At 74.6% G+C, this 16,003-nt stretch carries 15 protein-coding genes; 7 read left to right on the forward strand and 8 right to left on the reverse strand.

Annotated elements, in window-relative coordinates:
- Both AC6EXY_RS02025 and sigE read right to left on the reverse strand, forming a co-directional pair.
- Positions 1-282 (reverse strand): anti-sigma factor (locus tag AC6EXY_RS02025; protein ID WP_499842280.1); only part of this gene is annotated, 282 nt, incomplete at its 3' end.
- Positions 279-1,079 (reverse strand): RNA polymerase sigma factor SigE, encoded by an 801-nt coding sequence (gene sigE, locus AC6EXY_RS02030; protein ID WP_243407705.1) that lies wholly within the window; start codon positions 1,077-1,079, stop codon positions 279-281. The genes sigE and AC6EXY_RS02025, both read right to left, overlap by 4 nt.
- Positions 1,080-1,256: 177 nt before the next feature.
- On the opposite strand from sigE, the gene AC6EXY_RS02035 reads away from it, so the two are divergent.
- The 3 genes from AC6EXY_RS02035 (at position 1,257) to AC6EXY_RS02045 (ending at position 4,310) form a co-directional block, all read left to right on the forward strand.
- Positions 1,257-1,919 carry an O-methyltransferase gene (locus AC6EXY_RS02035; protein WP_101832760.1) on the forward strand — a complete coding sequence of 221 codons (663 nt, stop codon included), beginning with the start codon at positions 1,257-1,259 and terminating at the stop codon, positions 1,917-1,919.
- A gap of 187 nt (positions 1,920-2,106) precedes the next feature.
- Entirely contained in the window at positions 2,107-3,897 is a 1,791-nt protein-coding gene (locus AC6EXY_RS02040) for a hypothetical protein (RefSeq protein ID WP_499842281.1), read from the forward strand.
- A 44-nt stretch (positions 3,898-3,941) separates the two neighbouring features.
- Positions 3,942-4,310 (forward strand): hypothetical protein, encoded by a 369-nt coding sequence (locus AC6EXY_RS02045; protein WP_101832761.1) that lies wholly within the window; start codon positions 3,942-3,944, stop codon positions 4,308-4,310.
- Between the two features lie 46 nt (positions 4,311-4,356).
- Here AC6EXY_RS02045 and AC6EXY_RS02050 read toward each other — a convergent pair whose 3' ends face one another.
- The 3 genes from AC6EXY_RS02050 to AC6EXY_RS02060 form a co-directional block, all read right to left on the reverse strand.
- Positions 4,357-6,141 (reverse strand): leucyl aminopeptidase, encoded by a 1,785-nt coding sequence (locus AC6EXY_RS02050; RefSeq protein WP_499817062.1) that lies wholly within the window; start codon positions 6,139-6,141, stop codon positions 4,357-4,359.
- Between the two features lie 189 nt (positions 6,142-6,330).
- Positions 6,331-6,498 carry a DUF3117 domain-containing protein gene (locus AC6EXY_RS02055; protein WP_101832763.1) on the reverse strand — a complete coding sequence of 56 codons (168 nt, stop codon included), beginning with the start codon at positions 6,496-6,498 and terminating at the stop codon, positions 6,331-6,333.
- A 220-nt stretch (positions 6,499-6,718) separates the two neighbouring features.
- On the reverse strand, positions 6,719-7,081 hold the full coding sequence (locus AC6EXY_RS02060) for a DivIVA domain-containing protein (RefSeq protein ID WP_101832764.1): 363 nt from the start codon (positions 7,079-7,081) through the stop codon (positions 6,719-6,721).
- 62 nt (positions 7,082-7,143) lie between these two features.
- Between AC6EXY_RS02060 and folP the strand changes: the two genes are divergently transcribed.
- Positions 7,144-8,217 (forward strand): dihydropteroate synthase, encoded by a 1,074-nt coding sequence (gene folP, locus AC6EXY_RS02065; protein WP_499817061.1) that lies wholly within the window; start codon positions 7,144-7,146, stop codon positions 8,215-8,217.
- Between the two features lie 2 nt (positions 8,218-8,219).
- Here folP and AC6EXY_RS02070 read toward each other — a convergent pair whose 3' ends face one another.
- The 3 genes from AC6EXY_RS02070 to AC6EXY_RS02080 are packed head-to-tail and all read right to left on the reverse strand — an operon-like array spanning position 8,220 to position 10,772.
- On the reverse strand, positions 8,220-8,822 hold the full coding sequence (locus AC6EXY_RS02070) for an LOG family protein (protein ID WP_101832765.1): 603 nt from the start codon (positions 8,820-8,822) through the stop codon (positions 8,220-8,222).
- On the reverse strand, positions 8,819-9,658 hold the full coding sequence (locus AC6EXY_RS02075) for an LOG family protein (RefSeq protein WP_243407706.1): 840 nt from the start codon (positions 9,656-9,658) through the stop codon (positions 8,819-8,821). The genes AC6EXY_RS02070 and AC6EXY_RS02075 overlap by 4 nt, the downstream gene beginning before the upstream one ends.
- Positions 9,659-9,713: 55 nt before the next feature.
- The gene (locus tag AC6EXY_RS02080) at positions 9,714-10,772 is read right to left on the reverse strand and encodes a cellulase family glycosylhydrolase (RefSeq protein WP_165818457.1); all 1,059 of its coding nucleotides are present in this window, start codon (positions 10,770-10,772) and stop codon (positions 9,714-9,716) included.
- Between the two features lie 762 nt (positions 10,773-11,534).
- On the opposite strand from AC6EXY_RS02080, the gene AC6EXY_RS02085 reads away from it, so the two are divergent.
- Genes AC6EXY_RS02085 through AC6EXY_RS02095 form a run of 3 tightly spaced genes read left to right on the forward strand, consistent with a single transcriptional unit; the run spans position 11,535 to position 15,983 of the window.
- Entirely contained in the window at positions 11,535-12,803 is a 1,269-nt protein-coding gene (locus tag AC6EXY_RS02085) for a hypothetical protein (protein ID WP_499817060.1), read from the forward strand.
- Complete coding sequence (locus tag AC6EXY_RS02090; protein WP_101832768.1) at positions 12,800-14,206, forward strand: glycosyltransferase; 1,407 nt, start codon at positions 12,800-12,802, stop codon at positions 14,204-14,206. The genes AC6EXY_RS02085 and AC6EXY_RS02090 overlap by 4 nt, the downstream gene beginning before the upstream one ends.
- Positions 14,193-15,983, forward strand: coding sequence for a hypothetical protein (locus AC6EXY_RS02095; RefSeq protein ID WP_499817059.1), 1,791 nt, complete (start codon positions 14,193-14,195; stop codon positions 15,981-15,983). The genes AC6EXY_RS02090 and AC6EXY_RS02095 overlap by 14 nt, the downstream gene beginning before the upstream one ends.
- Positions 15,984-16,003 lie beyond the last annotated feature (20 nt).

Here is a 16,003-nt window from a genome sequence, read left to right on the forward strand (position 1 = left end):
GGCGGGCAGGGAACGGCCGTGGTCCGCCTGGCGGCGGTTGGCCGGCGTGGCGGGGATGGACGGCGTGGGCGGGACGGCGATGCCCAGCAGTCGGGCCGTCACGGCGTCCGGCAGCACCGGGTCCCGCAGGCCCGTCAGCCGCGCCTTGACCGCGCGGAGGTTGGCGACTTCCCGCTGACACGGCATGCAGACCGCCAGGTGGGCGAGCGCCCGGTCCCGTGCGTCATGATCGAGCTGGTGGTCGATGAGGGGCGAGATCCGCTTGCCGAGATGCTCGGTCACGCGGGTCGCTCCGCCGGAGCACCGCCCTTGCCGCCAGCGGGCACGGCACCACGCCGTCGCCCGATCCTGCCTCGCCCATCATCACGATCGCGCCGATAGCCGGGCGCGGCGGCGGTCTGGTCGGAGTCCACCCCGGCCCGCTGCGCGGCCGCGGCGGCCGGGGGCGCGAGGGCGCCGTCGACGCCATCACCCTCCGCGGCCATCAGCATGCCGTCGGCGGTACGCGGCGCCCGATCGGCGAGCGCCGCACGCAGCATCGCCCGACCTCGCGAGATACGGCTGCGGACCGTGCCGAGCTTGACGCCCAGGGTCTGGGCGATCTCCTCGTAGGACAGCTGCTCGATGTCGCACAGGACCACCGCGGCCCGGAAGTCGGGCGGCAGCGCGGCGAGCGCCGCCTCCACGTCCGCGTCGAGATGCGCCTCGGCGTAGACGGCCTCGGGACTGGCCTCCCGGCCGGCGAGCCGCTCGGTGTCCTCCGGCAGAGCGTCGAAACGGATCTTCTGCTGGCGACGCATCCGATCGAGGAAGAGGTTCGTCGTGATCCGGTGCAGCCATCCCTCGAAGGTGCCGGGGGTGTAGTCGGCCAGGGAACGGAACACGCGGACGAAGACGTCCTGGGTCAGGTCCTCCGCGTCATGGGCGTTGCCGGTGAGGCGGTAGGCCAGGCGGTACACCCGGTTCCCGTGCTCCCGGACCACATCCTCCCAGGACGGGGGCACCCAACCGGAAGCGTCTGAGGTGGTGGCGGCGGCGCCGGTGGCGTCGGAACCCGCCCCGGAGTCCTGCGCAGCCACGGCCGCCTCTCGGTCGGTTCGCGTCGAACGTACCCGACGCCCCGGCCAGGGAGCGGCGAATCCCGCTGCGGACACCGATGTTTCTCCCCTCGATGGTCGACTCGATCCTCGACACGATGTACGTCGACAAGGTGAACGCGCCTCTGTCCTCTCCCGTTCCCGTAGGCTGCGGATGTCATGCCGGAGACAGACATCGGCGCGCTCGACTCGGCCGCCGCCTATGCCGAGGGCTTCCTGTTGGAAGACCCGATCCTTCGTGCTGCCCGCGCCCGCGCCGAGGAGGTCGGGATCGTCCCGGTCAGTCCGGGCGCCGGCGCGGTCCTGCGTTTCCTCGCCGCCGCGGTGGGCGCCCGCGCGGTCGTCGAGATCGGCACCGGTACCGGCGTCTCCGGTACCTGGCTGCTGCGCGGGATGCGGCCCGACGGAACCCTGACCACCATCGACGTCGAGGCCGAGCATCTTCGCCTGGCCCGGCGCACCTACGCGGACGCCGGAATGGCGCCGGGCCGCTCCCGGCTGATCACCGGCCGCGCCCTGGACGTGCTGCCCCGGCTCACCGACGGCGCCTACGATCTCGTCTTCTGCGACGCCGACCGCCGGGAGGGCAGCGAGTACCTCACGCAGGCGCTACGGCTGCTTCGGCCGGGAGGTGTCGTGGTCTTCGCGGGCGTCCTCGCCAGCGGCCAGGCCACCGATCCGGCCATTCGCAGCCCCGACGCGACCGCGGTGCGCGAGCTGGCGACCGCGGTGCGCGATGACATCCGCCTGACCCAGATGCTGCTCACCACCGGCGGTGGGCTGCTGGTCGCGGTGGTCGCGAGTTCGTCCCCCGTCGGCTAGGGGACGCGGGACCCCGCCCGGGGGCCGCGGGGGCGGGCGAACGGGCCAGCCGGCGGTGCGGGCCCATCCCGGTGGGGCTGGCGTCCGGCGCGGGTTGGGCACGGCGTGTTCCGTGACGCATCCGATCCTCGCCAGCCCGTGATTGGCCGGGGGTGCGTTCGACCGGGCGCGTAAGGTGCCCTCAAGCGTGACAAATCGATGCCTTGGGGAGTGGATGGCACCGGCGGCCCGGGAACACCGGCGCTACGACGACTTCGGCGGCCCCGTCGACGTCGACGACCGGACTCCCTCCCGCCGTGGACAGGGCCGCGACGCCGGCCCGCACGGTCCCCACGAGCCGTATCCGGACGTTCCCCGCGGCGGACCCCCCGCTCGCGCCCCACGCGGCGGCACGGGCTCAGGGGGCGCCGGCGGCGGGCGCGACTACGACGGCCGCGGCTCCTACCGCGAGCGCGACCCCTACGAGGAGTCCGACCGGTGGGACGGCCACGAGCACGACGGCGCGCCTGACCCGTACGACGGATACCGCGCCGACCGCGGGCCCGGATCCCGCGGCGGCTACGGCCCGCGCCATGCCCACGGCGCCCGGGACGACTACGCCCCACGAGACGACTACGCCCCACCAGACGACTACGACGCACGGGACGACCACGACGCACGGGACGACCATGGCGCGCTCGACGACCATGGCGCGCGGCACGGGTCGGGCGAGGGCACGGGATTCGACCCGCGCGGGCGGTACGACGCGGGCCAGGATCGCACCGACCCGCGCGGCGGGAGCGACCGGTACGATCACGCCGGCCGGGGCGGCGGCGACCGGTATGGCCGGTCTGACCGGCCCGGCGAGCGCGGCTGGCAGGCCGCGCCCGCCCGCGGCCCATCCGGGTCCGGCGCGGACGGCATCAGCGAGCATGACGACGTCCCCTACGGGGCCGACCCGTACGGGACGGGCTCCTACGACCCGACCTGGTATGGCACGAGCCGACGCGGCCCTGACCCGTACGGCACGGGCAGGACCGGCCTGTCCGTCGACGACCGGGTCGACACGCCGCCCGGGCGTGGCGTCGGGGCCGGCGAGCGCGCGCCCGCCCGCGGCGGATCCCCGCGCGGCGCCATGGCCCGCGGCGGCTCGTTCCAGGGCGCCCCGACGCGCGGCATCGACCGTGGCGGAGTACAGGACGACAGCAACGCCCCGACCGGGATGATCCCCGCGATCGGCGGCCGGGCGGCCACGGGTGCCGCCGGCTTCGGCGGCGGGCAGTACGGCGGCCGGGCGGCGTACGGGAGCGGTGGGGCGTACGTTCCGCCGTCCACCGGTGGCCCCCCGCCGCGGGCGACGCCGCCGCCCACCTCCCGGGACAGCCTGCTGCCCTACGTCGCCGCGATCGTCATCGTGGCGGTGCTGGCCGGGGCCGCCGGCTACGCGCTGAACCACCTGGTCGGACCGGCGGGCGGAGCACGCCCCGCGCCGTCCACCGAGACCTCGGCGTCGCCCGCCCCGGTCACGCCGACCGCACCGACGTCCCAGCAGGGCGGGCCCGCGACGGCGGCGCCGTCCTCGGCGGCGGGCGGCGGGCTGTCCGGGCTCACCGCCGAGGAGGTCGCGATCAGGCTCTCCGCGGCCGGGCTGCCGCTGCGCACCACCGTCGTCTACACGGCCGGCACCGACCCCGACCACCTGCTGGGCCGGGCCGGCGGGTACACCAGCCGGGTCGCGTTCAGCGATCCCCGGGTGGGCAGCAACGAGGTGGCGGGCGCACCCCGGGGCGCGATCGAGCGCGGCGGTGCCGTGGAGGTGTTCGCCAGCGCCACGGCCGCCCGGCACCGAGCCGCCAGACTGCTCACCGTCACCGCCGAGAACACGCTCGTCACCGAGCACGTCTACGTCCAGGGAGCCGTGGTGCTGCGGGTGTCCCTTGTCCTGACCGACGCGCAGGCGCAGGGCTACGAGACGGTACTGCGGCGGCTGTCCGCCTGACCCGGTCCGGTTACCGCCGGCCTTCCGGCGGGGAGGGAAGGGGCATGAACATCCGGGAGTTCTACGCCGCGGACCCTCGGCGGCAGTCGTCGGCCGAGATCCCGTTCGGTGACGGCTGGACGGACCAGCAGGACAAGCACAGCACCTATCGGCTCAGCTGGGTCGCGGACACCGAGGAGATCTACACGGTGCGCGAACCGCACCCCGGCGGCATCCTCGCCCGCTACCTCGACCAGCTGCGCGTCGACCAGGCGGACGTCGCGCAGCTGCGGGTCGAGGTCCTCGCGGTCGCGGACCGGGCCGCGGTCGAGGACGCGCTGGCCGGCTGGCCCGCGGTCATGCCCGAGCACAACAGCCTGCGCTGGGCCCGCACGCGGCTCGCCGCCAGCTCGGCGCGTCACCGCGCGCCCTGACCGGGCGGGCGGGTGACGGGGGTGCTGCCGGGGCGGACGGCGGACGTCAGCCAGCCGAGGTGACGCCGGATGCCGCGGTGGGAACGTCCACGGGCGCGCAGAGCCAGCTCAGCAGGGTCCGCACCCCCCAGCCGGTGCCGCCGCGGCTGATCTCACCGTCGTCGGAGTCGGCGCGCGCGGTGCCGGCGATGTCGAGATGGGCCCACGGCAGCCCGCCGGCGAACTCGCGCAGGAACAGCGCCGCCGTGATCGAGCCCCCGCCGACCTCCATCGCCCGGCCGATGTTCGCCAGGTCCGCCACCGGGGACTCGAGCGCGGCCCGGTAGTCCTCCGTCAGCGGCAGGCGCCACACCTGCTCGCCGGTGCTGCCCGCCGCGGTGGACAGCGCCCCGGCCAGGGCGTCGTCCGAGCTGAACAGGCCGGCGGTGCGCCGGCCGAGCGCGACGGAGATCGCGCCGGTGAGCGTCGCGAGGTCGACGATGACATCCGCGCCCAGCTCGCCAGCGGCATAGGCGAGCCCGTCGGCCAGGACCAGGCGACCCTCGGCGTCGGTGTTGAGCACCTCGACGGTCGTCCCGCCCCAGCAGGTGATCACGTCACCCGGACGCATCGCCGAGCCGCCGATCATGTTCTCCGCGAGGCACAGCAGGCCGGTCACCCGGCCCGGCACCCGCAGCGCGGGCAGCGCGGTCATCGCGCCGAGCACCGCGGCCGCGCCCGCCATGTCGGTCTTCATCCCGACCATGGACCCGGCCGGCTTGAGCGACAGCCCGCCGGAGTCGAACGTGATGCCCTTCCCGACGAGGACCCGGTGCCCGTCCGCGAAGCGCCCATCGCCCGGCGGCGTCGCGGCAGAACCGGACGACCCGGACGGCGGGGCCGGAGTCGGCCCGGCGTACTCGAGGCGGACCAGCCGCGGCGGTCGCGGCGAGCCGCGGCCGACCGCCCCGAGCCCACCGAATCCCTGCTCGGCCAGCTCGGCCGGCGTCAGCACGGTCGCAGCGAGGCCGGCGGCGGTCGCGATGCGCACCGCCTGGTCGGCGAGCCATTGCGGCGACTTCACCAGACTCGGCGTGTTCACCAGATCCCGGGCGAGGCAGACCGCGACGCCCACCGCGCGCGCCGCCCGCACCGCATCCCGGGCCCGCGGATCCCGGGCGAGTTCGGTGAGGACGACGACCTCGCGCAGCTGCACGGCGCCGGCCACGCCCTCATCCGCCGCGGCGGATGAGGCCCCGCCAGCCGAGGCGGCGGCCTCGACCGAGCCGGTGGACGCCGGGCCCGCCCTCTCCGCGGCAGGGTCGACGGCGGCCGGGTCGCCGTCGCCGGGCGGAGCGGGCCGACCGGGATGGCCGGTGCGGTCGAGCAGGCTGGCGACCCGGTAGGACCCGAGGGCGACACCCTCCCCGAACGCGCGCAGCGTCTCGGGAGACGACGGACCGGCGATCAGCGCGAGGCGCGCACCCGAGGCCGCCCGGCGCGCCAGCGCCGCACCCGCGGCCCGCCAGTCCGCCGGCGTCCCCGCGCCGACACCGAGCACGAGCAGCCGGCTGACCGGACCGTCCCCGCCGGCCAACGGCACCGTCAGGACCGATCCGGCGTCGCCGCGCGGCGACTCGGTCTCGAGCAGGCGCTCCAGCCGCACCCCGAGCCCGCCGGCGATCCGACCGGCGGCCTCGTCGAACACCGGGCCGTCCGCGCCCGCCGACAGGGGCACGGCGACGACGGAGGCGCCCGCGTCCGCCAGGTCCCCGGACCGCAGGATGATGTCGGGCGGCGGCGCGATCAGCTCATCGAGGGGCGCGCTCGGCGCGGATCCGTCCACGGACATGCGGCTCTCCTCGTCGCGGTCGTCCCGTGCGCGAGCGCGCCCGGACGACCGGCTACCCCATCGACCCAGGTCCTGACGTGTCTCGACAGGCCGGTGTACCACGGCAGGTTCGACGGCTGGGCCGCGCCGCCATGGACGCGGATCCCCGCACCGTTGGTGTGCATCGACAGCGGGACCTGACAGCGGGACCTAGCTGACCACGGTCTTGAGAGCGTCCCCCAGCGCACTCGCTTCGTCAGCGGTGAGTTCCACAACGAGCCGACCGCCCCCCTCCAGCGGGACACGCATCACGATGCCGCGCCCCTCCTTGGTCACCTCGAGCGGACCGTCACCCGTCCGCGGCTTCATGGCCGCCATCGGTGCACCTCTTCCTGCCGTCGGACCTGCGTCTGGCGACGATTATCCCGTAGACCGGGCCGCAAACCGAAACACGTGTCCCCGCGGCATCACAACGGTCGGCGGCGACCCCGCAATGCCGTGGGCATCCGGTGTCGCTGGGCGCGACCACAGTCGATGCCACGTGGCCCAACCCGACCGCCGATCAACGCCGGCGGGGTGAACGGCGGGCCAGGGTCGATCACCTATCCGGTTTGTCCAGTCGGACGGCGGGCGGCTCCGCCGGCCGCTCCTCGGTGCCGATCCGAGCGAAGCTGGCCAGTCGGACGAGCTCGTCGTCGCGCCGGGCCAGCTCATCGTCCCGCCAGGCCAGCTCCTCGGCCAGCCGCAGCAGGACGGCGTCGACCTCGGACATCCGATAACCGCGCAGCGCCATCGCGAACCTGGTCCGGGTGACGTCCCCCGCCGCGACGGCGCCGTCGGGCAGGCCGACGGAGGCGCTGTCGGGCGGCGCGGGAGCAAGCCGGTCGAACCGGCCCACGGCCAGGGCGGCCACGGCGAACACGACGGCGGCAACGATCACGATCTCGACGGCGAGCACCACACGTCGATCGTGCCATGGCCCGGCCGCGAGGGTCAGCCCGTCCGATCTGGCAGGCTGTATCGGTGGCCGCGCACCCCACCGAGACCCCGTCGAACCTTCCCGCCGGCACGCCCGGTGGCGCCCCCGACGATCCGGGCATTCCCGGCGTTCCCGGCGTTCCCGGCACCCCCGGCACCCCCGGCACCCCCGGCACCCCCGGCACCCCCGGTACTCCCGGTGCCGCCGGCGCCTCTGACGGGCGGCCCGGGACGGAGCGGACCGGCCGCGCGCAGGGGCCGCTGCGGCTCGGGCGGCGGGTGTTCGGGCCGGGTGAGCTGGTCGTCATGGCCATCGTCAACCGCACGCCGGACTCCTTCTTCGACCGCGGCGCGACCTACCGCGAGGCGGAGGCGCTGGCCGCGGTGGACAGTGCTGTCGAGCAGGGGGCGGGCATCATCGACATCGGCGGGGTGAAGGCCGCGCCGGGCGGGGAGGTCAGCGCCGCCGAGGAGCTGCGCCGGGTGGGCGGCTTCGTCGCCGCGGTGCGGGCCCGCCACGCCGACGTGGTGATCAGCGTCGACACCTGGCGGGCCGAGGTGGGACGGGTCGTCGCCAGCGAGGGCGCCGACCTGCTCAACGACGCCTGGGGCGGGGTGGATCCGGAGCTCGCCGAGGTGGCGGCGCAGTTCGGCACCGGCCTGGTCTGCACCCACGCGGGGCACCTGCCGCCGCGCACGCGGCCGCACCGGATGACCTATGACGACGTGGTCGCCGACATCGTCACCACCACGGTGGGGCTCGCCGAGCGCGCCGTCGCCCTGGGGGTTCGCCCCGACGCGGTCCTCGTCGACCCCGGCCACGACTTCGGCAAGAACAGCCGCCACTCGCTCGAGGCGACCCGCCGGCTGCCGGAGCTCGCCGCGACCGGCTGGCCGGTCCTCGTCGCCATGTCCAACAAGGACTTCGTCGGCGAGGCGCTCGACGCCGGCGTCGACGAGCGGCTGGAGGGCACCCTGGCCGCCACCGCGCTCAGTGCCTGGCTCGGCGCCCGGGTCTTTCGCGCCCACCAGGTCACCGCCACCATCGGCACCCTGCGCATGGTCGCCGCGATCCGGGGCGACGCCGACCTCGCCGTCGCCCGCCGCGGCGTCGTCTAGCGCTACTCGCCCTCGGCGATCTCCACGGCGGTGGGCATGCCGGCGGGCGGCGCGGGCGGGGTGGCGGCGGCGCCGGCCTCCAGCGCGTCGAGCGCCTCCTCGACGGTGACGGTCCAGATCAGGCTGTCGCGCGCGGCGGGCCGGACGAAGCCGCTGTCGACCAGCCCGTCGACGAGCCTGCGCAGATGGTCGAACACACCGCCCGGGTCGAGGACGACCACCGGCTTCGCGTGCATCCCCAGCACCCGGGCGACCCAGATCTCCAGCAGTTCCTCGAGCGTGCCCAGGCCGCCGGGCAGCGTGAGGAAACCGTCCGCGCGGTCGTCCATCAGCGCCTTGCGCTCGCGCATCGTCTCGGTGACGATCAGCTCGTCCGCGTCGGGGTCCGACACTTCGAGGGCCAGCAGCGCCCGCGGGATCACCCCGAGGGTGTGTGCGCCGCCGGCCCGCGCCGCCGTGGCGACCGCGCCCATGCACGAGACCGAGCCGCCGCCGGAGACGAGCGCGTGCCCGCGCCGGGCGATCTCCTCGCCGACCCGCGCCGCGAGCACGAGGTGGGCAGGGTCGATCAGCGCGGAGGACGCGCAGTAGACGCAGACGTTCACGGTTCGCGGACCTCCGGCCGCGCGGGCTCACCATGCCCGGCGGTCCCCGCGACGACGATACGCACGGCTTCGTCCACGTCGTCGGTGACCGACAGGATCTGCAGGTCCGACTCCTTGATCAGCTTCGCCGGCAGGGCGGAGGCACGCAGCCAGTCGACGAGCCCCGACCAGTACTCGGTGCCGACGAGCACGACCGGGAAGCGGGTCACCTTGCCGGTCTGCACGAGGGTCAGCGCCTCGAAGAGCTCGTCGAGCGTGCCGAACCCGCCGGGCAGAATGACGAACGCCTCCGCGTACTTGACGAACATCGTCTTGCGGACGAAGAAGTAGCGGAAGCTCACGCCGAGGTCGACCCAGTCGTTGAGCCGCTGCTCGTAGGGCAGCTCGATGCCGAGGCCCACGGACAGGCCGCCGGCCTCCTGGGCCCCGCGGTTGACCGCCTCCATCGCGCCCGGGCCGCCGCCGGTGATGACGGCGAAGCCGGCTGCGGCGAGCGCGGCGCCGAGGCGCCGGCCCAGCGCGTAGACCGGGTCGTCCGGCGGGATGCGCGCCGAACCGAACACCGTCACGGCCCGCGGCAGCTCGGCGAGCAGCCCGAAGCCCTCGACGAACTCGCTCTGGATCCGCATGACCCGCCACGGGTCGCCGTGGACGAAGCCGGACGGGCTGCGGGTGTCGAGCAGCCGCTGGTCGGTGGTCGAGTGCTCGACCTGGCCGCGCCGGGCCACGACGGCGCCCCGCACCTGCTCCGGCGGGGGTATCCGCCGCTCCCGTCCGGCCGGGATGCTCTCCGCCTGCCTGTCGTCCGGCCGTGGCGCCTGCGGATCCGGGTTCATGGACCGTGTCACCCCGGCACCATAGGCCACCGGCCCGCGGCTCCCACCGCCCCGGTCACGGGGCGAGGGCGGCCAGTCGGTCGAGGACCGGATCGCCCGGGCCGATGTCGTAGCCCGCGGAGCTCGACCCGCCGGCGGAGGCCGGGCGCCACGCCCACAGCAGCGCGCCCTGGACGCCGAGCTCGTAGTCGGCGTGGAGCTTGCTGGTGATCAGCGACGCGCGCTGCTGGAACCCGCCGACCTGGTCGGGCACCACCCCCATCTCGCCGATGATGAGCGGCTTGCCCAACTGGACCATCTCGTGGGCGCGCGTGGCCAGGCCGTTCCACTGGTCGCCCGGGAGGACGTCGAGCGCGTAGTCGTGGTAATCGGCCACGTCGATGCTGGGATCGGCGTTGAGCTGGACGTAGTCGCCGCCGGACGTGCCGCACTGTCCGCTGCCGGTGGTCCCCATCCCGAGCAGGTGCCGCGCGTCGAGGTCCTTGACCTGCCGCCCGACGTCGCGGGTGAAGGCGCGCAGCACCTCGGCGGCGTCCGGCGAGCACGAACCGCCGAGCGAGTCGGCGTCCTCCGGTTCGTTGACCAGCTGCCACATCATGATCGTCGGATCGTCCCGGTACCGCTCGACGACCGCGCGCACCCAGTCCCGGTAGGTGTCCGGCTGGCCGGGTGGACGGTTACGCCGGTAGCCGTCGCGGTACCAGTCCCGCGTCCTGTAGCCGTCCGCGGCCGACGCGTAGCCCTCGCAGTCGGCCCACTGGTTGCCGAGGACGGCGATGATCCTGAGATTGTGTGCCGCGGCGGCGTGCACGGTCGCGTCGAAGGCCGACCAGTCACGCATGCCCTCGGGCGTGGTCGCCAGCCGCTGGAAGAACCAGAGCCGCACCGCGCGCACACCCGGCCCGAACTCGTCGCCCGCGGCGGACAGCCCGGCGGGTGACCCGCAGTACTGCGGCGGCCCGAGGTTCGCGTTCGCGTTCCACAGGTTCATCCCGGTGAACAGGAACGGCACGCCCTGCAGGACCAGCCGGCCGCTCGAGGACCGCACGAAGGGGGTGTCCGCCCCGGACGCGCTGCCGGCGAGCCCGACCGCCATCAGCACAGTGGTCAGCAACAGCCGGCCCACCCGCGCGACGCCGGCCAGCGGCGACCGACGGCCCGCCGGAAACGGTGGGCCGGCCGGTTTATCGGGCCCACCGGAAGCCGGAGAACAGTGGGACACGTCGACCTCAGAAGACTGATGCATTTCTCAGCTCCCTGAGCCGATCTCCGCGCGACGGAATTCCGTCGACACCCGCAAGGCGGGTATGCCCAGTCTCGCCCGGAATTTCCAACGCAATTATCCTACCACTTTCAGGTGGCGGCGAACCCGCTTTTTTCGGCCACCACAACCGGCCTTGACACTCGGAGATCGGTCGGTAGCATTTTGGTGAGTACCGGCGTCGCCACCACGATGCCGTACATCGCAAGACATACCCCGGGGGGAAACCTTTTGTCGATCGTGCAGCAGATTTCTCGGCGAGGTCGGGGCATGCGGATCCGCGGCTGAAACCCACTGCCCGTTCCTGAGCGGCAGCGTACACAACGGCCCGGAAACCGGCTCCGCGGGGCGGCATCCATGAGGGAACGCGCAGCAGCCGCCGGACTCGACGATCTGGCCCGTCCGGAGGACGGGCATCAGTCCTCCACATCATTCCCGCCCCGGTACCTGCCTGCCGGAGGCGTTGACGCCGTCCCTCGGCGTGACCGCCGCGCCCGTCAGCACCACCCGGCGCGCCGCCCGGCCGGCGATATCACCTGGCACACCATGAGCTAATTTCGTCAACCTCATTTCTCGCGCCCACGATGCCCATGACGTGTGCGATTGGAGACAGGCGTGCCCTCTACACGAAGCGGTGTGCCTCCGGCCTGCGGCCCGGACACGGACACCGCCGCAACGCCGATTCCCGCCGCCGGCCGCGCCACGAACCCGGCCGGCGCCCCCGCCGGCGTCCGCGTCGAGGCCCAGGCCCCCCGTGAGCCCGGCGACGCGCGGATCGCCGCCCCTGGCAGCGGCCCGCGGGCGGCGATCCGCTGGCGGGTACTCACCCGGGGGCTGTGGGTCGCCGCCGCGGCGGCCGCGGCCCTGGCCGGCGGCCTGCCGCGGCTGTGGGACGCCGCCCTGGCCCAGGGGCCGGCCGCTTACCGCCTGGCCGCCGTGCTCGCCGGCGCTCTCGCGCTGCTTGCCAGGGCGCGGCGCCGGCCGGGCGAGCCGAGCATCCACGACCGGCAGATCGACTACCTCGTCGGGCTGCCCCTGCTGCTGCTGGCTGCCGGGGAGCTGACGGTGCCGCCGGCGCGCTACGGCGACCGGTTCTGGGCCGCGCACGCAGACCTGATCGCGCTTCCCCTGCTCGCCGCGGGGGCGATCACGGTCGTGTTCGGCACCCGGGCACTGTGGCGGGCACGGGTGCCACTGGCGGCGTGGGCCGCCGTCCTCGTCCCCTGGCCGCAGAGCGTGCTCCACCCGCTGTCCGACGGGTTGGCCTGGCCCGCGCTCGCCGTGGCCCGCGCCGCCGCCACGCTGCCCGGCGGCTGGCAGGTCGTCGCCTCGCCGCCCGGCGACACGATCATCCGCGTGACCGGTTCGCCCGCGGGCGACGTCGCCCTCGGCGGCGCGACGCGGGGACTCGCCGGCGGGCTCACCGTCGCCGTACTGGTCGTCCTCACCACCGCCACCGCCACCGGCTGGCGCGAGGCGCCGCGGCGGGCTCTGGCGAGCGGCGCCGTCTGCGCGCTGGCGATCGTCGGCCGACTCCTCGTCGCCGTGCTCGCAGGCGCCGTGGCCGGGCCGAGCGGCGCGCGGGCGGTGCTCGGCCACACCGGCGACCTCGTCACCCTCACCCTGCTCCTCGCCGCCGTCGCCGGCCCCGGACTCGCCGCCGGACCGGGGCGGACCCGCGGCGTCGCCCGCCGCCCGGCCACGGGCCGGGTCGCCGCCGCGCGACCCGCCGTGCCCCGGGCCCGGGTGGCGCTGGCGCTGGTCGCGGTGGTCTGCGCCGGCCTCGCGGCCCTCGACGTCGCCGGCAACCGACAGGTCACGAGGCCGCCCGAGCAGGAGGCAGGCCGCCATCCCGGGCCGGCGGGAACGGTTGGCGCCCGATGAGCGCCCCGCCCGTGCCCGCGCGGCTCTCCGCCCGCGACCGGCTCTCGCTCGGTCAGCGGATCGGGTTCACCGGCGGCACCCTCGCCCTGCTCGCCGCCGCGGCGCTCGCCCCGATGCCCACGATGATCGGGTTCATCGCCGTCATCAGCCTGCTGTATCTGGCCGTCTTCGCCGAACGCCTCGCCCTGCTCCACACGGCGCTGCGGGACCCGGGCCTGCTGCGGATCCCGCCGGCGCGGGCCCGGGCCGAACCGGCGGAGAACCTCCCCGTCTACACGGTCCTCATCCCGGCCTACCGGGAACCCGAGGTGCTGCCCCACCTGCTCGGCGCGATCGCCGCCATCGACTATCCACCGGACCGCCTCGACGTCATCCTGCTGCTCGAGGAGGACGACGACGAAACCCACGCCGCCGCCCTGGCCGCGAATCCGCCGGAATACCTGCGCATCGTCCGCGTTCCCTATTCCGAGCCCCGGACGAAACCCAAGGCGTGCAACGTGGGGCTGACCCTCGCCCGCGGCGAGCTCGTCACCATCTTCGACGCCGAGGACCGGCCCGACCCGCTCCAGCTCCGGCAGGCCGCCATCGCCTTTCGTGAGGTGGCGGGCAACGTGGTGTGCCTGCAGGCGAAACTCGCCTACTTCAACCACGACCAGAACCTCCTCACCAGCTGGTTCACCACCGAATACGCGATGTGGTTCGACCAGATGCTGCCCGGCCTGGTCCGCCAGGACGCGCCGATCCCACTCGGCGGCACGTCGAACCACTTCCGCGCCGACGTCCTGCGGGAACTCGGCGGCTGGGATCCGTTCAACGTGACCGAGGACGCGGACCTCGGGGTGCGGCTGCACCGGCACGGATATCGCACCCTCGTCCTCGACTCGGTCACCCTGGAGGAGGCGAACAGCGACGCGATCAACTGGCTGAAGCAGCGGTCCCGCTGGTACAAGGGCTATCTGCAGACCTGGCTGGTCCATTCCCGGCAGCCGGTCGCCATCAGTCGCGAGATCGGCCTGCTGGGATTCCTCCGCTTCAACCTGTTCGTCGGCGGAACACCGCTGCTGGCCATCCTCAACCCACTGCTCTGGGCACTGACGGCCACCTGGTTCGCGGGGAACCTGCCGATCATCGAGCGACTGTTCCCGAGCTGGCTCTACTTCGTCGGCCTGGTCTGCCTGCTGCTGGGCAACTTCACGTTCGTCTACTGCAACGTCGTCGCGGCACGGGCCACCGGCATCGCCCGGCTCGTGCCGCAGGCGGTGCTCTCCCCCGCCTACTGGCTGCTGATGTCGCTGGCCGCCTGCAAGGCGCTGCTCCAGCTGGTGATCGCGCCGTCGTTCTGGGAGAAGACCACCCACGGGCTTGGCGCCGCCGACGCGGAGGTGAGCCATGCCGGCGCCTGACACGGACCTGCCCGCGGCGCCCGCGACCTCGGCGCCGCCGGGACCGGAGGCCACCGACAGCGCCGCCGGCCCCCGACCGCGGGCACGGGCGCGGGCGCGGTGGGCGGAGCACGGCCTGTTCCTGGCGAGCGCCGTCGGCTACCTCGCCGGCGGGCTGTGGCTGAGCTTCGCCCACGACAGCGTCATGTCGGACGCGCTCAGCCGCACCGCCAACGGCTACTACACGGTGTTCAGCCGCGACCCGCACCTGGCCGCGGTCGGCTTCGTGTGGAACCCTCTGCCCTCGCTGGCACAGATCCCGCTGCTGCCACTGGCCAGGCTGTGGCCGGCGTTCGCCTGTCGGGGCGTCGCCGCGACCGTCCAGTCGGCGCTGTTCATGGCGGGTGCGGTCGTGTACTTCCGCCGGGTCTGCCACGAGCTCGGCGCCGGCGAGCGGGTCGCGTGGGCGCTGACCGCGCTGTTCGCCGTCCACCCCGAGATCGCCTACTACGGGATGAACGGGATGAGCGAGGGATCGTTCCTGTTCTTCCTGTTCGCCGCCGCGGCGGCGCTGACGCGCTGGGTCCGCACCGGTGTCGCGGGCCCGCTGGCCGCCGCCGGGCTCGCGCTCGGCGCCTGCTACCTGACCCGGTACGAGGCGGTCGCCGCCGGGCTGGTCACCACCGCCTTCGTCGGCGGCGTCTCCTACTGGCGCGCCGGTGCGGACGGCGGCGCGAGCGCGGGCGGCCGGCGCTCGACCGCCGTCGCGGACATGATCATCCTGGCGCTGCCGCTCGTGTTCTCGTTCACGGTCTGGGCGATCACCAGCAGCCTCATCATCGACTCGCCGTTCGCCCAGTTCACCTCCGCGAACGGGAACTCCGCGCAGACCAGGCTGTCGGCCGGCGGCATCAGCTCGGTCGTCGACCAGCCCGGCGGGCCGCTCGGCTACCTGTTCGACCAGTCCCGACTGCTGGAACCGTTCGGCCTGCCGATCCTCGCGGTCGCCGGCTGGCTGTGCTGGCGGCGCCGCGACGTCGCCCCGCTCGCCCCGGTGGCGGTGCTCGGCGGGGCCTACGCGTTCTCCGTCGCCGCGCTGCTCGCCGGGCAGACCTTCGGCTGGCTGCGGTTCTCGATCACCATCGTCCCGGTGGTGCTGCTCGCCGCGGCGACGGTCCTGCGTCCCCCGGCGCCGGCCGACGGTCGGGAGGCGTGGTCGGCCGCGGCCGACCCGCCGCCGGTCGCCACCGGTCGCCACCGCGCCACCGCGTGCCGCCTCGCGACCCGGTACCGCCGGTACGCCGCCCCCACCGTCGTCCTGCTGATGCTGCTCACCGCGCAACCGGCCACCGCGCGCGGTCTGCTCAACCCGCTGCTCGCCCGGGAGGAGTCCTACTTCCTGACCCAGATCTTCGCCCCGGGGCGGGCGAGCCCCGAGCAGCGCAGGGTCGTCCACCGGTACGTCCAGGACCGTGAGCTGGCCCGCTGGCTGGACGCCCAGCGCCTGCCGGCGGGCGCGGTGCTGCTCGACGCGGCCGACGGCTACGAGGTGGTGCTCGCCTCCCAGCGCCCGGACCAGTTCGCCATCACCCCCGACCGGGACTTCGGCGAGCGTCTCGGCGACCCCGGGGGCCACGGCGCGCGGTATCTGGTGACCCGCGTCGTCAGCGCGTCCAGCCCGGCCGACGCGGTCGCCCACGCCTACCCGCACCTCGCCACCGACCCGGCGTTCCGCCTTGTCCGGGTCGAGCGCGATCCCGGCGATCTGCCCGCCTGGCACGTCTACGCCGTGCGGTGACGACCGACCGCCCACGTCCC

The organism is Frankia sp. RB5, from assembly GCF_059816245.1.